Below are 1259 nucleotides of genomic sequence, written 5' to 3'. Positions count from 1 at the left end.
CCCATCATGGGGCCTCCTCCTGCTTGCTCCTATTTGGCGGAACCGCCGACGGCACCCGGCACCGCGGCGCCCGGCTGACCGGGGCAATGCGCGTGGCAGACCATCACCCATGAGCTTGGCTGTGCCGCGCAGTGCACGGAACGTGTTGATCGCACGCACCTGATCGAGGTGATTGACAAAGAACCCGGCCGGCGAAAGAGCTGTAGCCGACGCGACGTCACCGCGCGCTGCCAGCGAGAGTGCAATCCATCCGCCGAGTGAGTTTCCGGCGACGTGGGCGCGCTCCCCCGCCGGAGTCACCTCCTTGACGAACTCGCTCACATCGTCGATCAGCTGTCCCATGACATCCGGGCCGAGTTCGGGCAGCAGCGACTCTCCGTGACCCGGCAGGTCGACGGTGACGACGCGTCGGTACGGCGTCAGTTGGTCCACAATTGAATCCCACGCCTGCCGTCGATGGACGATGCCATGGACGAGCACAAGCGTGGGACCGCTACCGGAGATGTCGTGCGACAAAGTCATGCCGCCAACATTAACCGTAACTTTGCGTAACGCCTATAGTTCTGGCGAAAAAATCAGCGCAGCGTGACCTGGCGTCCGCGCAGGCCGTCGCGCGAGCGCAACTCGGCCGAGTTCAGCGGAGCGTCGACGGCCAGCGCCTCGGCAAGACGCTCACCGAGCTCGACGGTTGCCGCTACCCACTCGTTTGCATGCTTTTCGCGGTCGAGGTCGAAGACCGGGACCAACAGGCCGTGGGTACGGAACGAGCCTGCGTAGCGCGAGCCCTCACCCAGGTGCAGCCCACCGGTCGCGTGCACGCGCGCCAGCGCGAGCATCAGATCGTCTTCGCTCTCGGGGCGAACCCAACGCAGGTGCGCCTTCTCGCCGGCGTCGACCCACCACGCGGCAACGAGGCCGTCGCCTTCGAGGCGTGCAGACGGCATGATCGCCGAGTTGGCGTGCTGCACGGTGGCGGCAACCTCGGGATCGGTTTCGACGCCCTCGGGGATCCACCAGTTGAAGTCCTGGTGCACCGTGATGTCGAGCAGAGCCGAGGGATCGACAACCGCGGTGACTGCGGGTGTCTCGGAATCGGGGTTCGCGGCAGAAAGCGCGTCGCCGGGGGCTGCGTCCTTGATCCAGTTCACCGAAGCCGCGAGGTCTGCGCCGAGGTCGGCAGAGTGCGCCTGAACCTGCACACCGACAAATCCGGTGGCCGTCTCGCCCTCGTCGCGAACGAGTGCGGCAACAGCGCCGGG

Annotated in this window: 2 protein-coding genes; both read right to left on the bottom strand. The window is 66.2% G+C overall.

Annotated features, from left to right (window positions below; translation table 11 throughout):
* Positions 1 to 522, bottom strand: a 522-nt coding sequence (locus ABT116_RS47565; RefSeq protein WP_351647650.1) for an alpha/beta fold hydrolase, incomplete at its 3' end; no start/stop codon positions are given.
* 53 nt (positions 523 to 575) lie between these two features.
* Positions 576 to 1259: DUF5926 family protein (locus tag ABT116_RS47560; RefSeq protein WP_351647648.1), on the bottom strand; the 684-nt coding region annotated here is incomplete at its 5' end.

This window comes from Streptomyces sp. NPDC002130, assembly GCF_040296465.1.
In the GTDB taxonomy this organism is placed as follows: domain Bacteria; phylum Actinomycetota; class Actinomycetes; order Streptomycetales; family Streptomycetaceae; genus Streptomyces.
The sequence above is the reverse complement of the archived record's forward strand: the minus strand, read 5'-3'. Positions and strand labels throughout refer to the sequence as shown.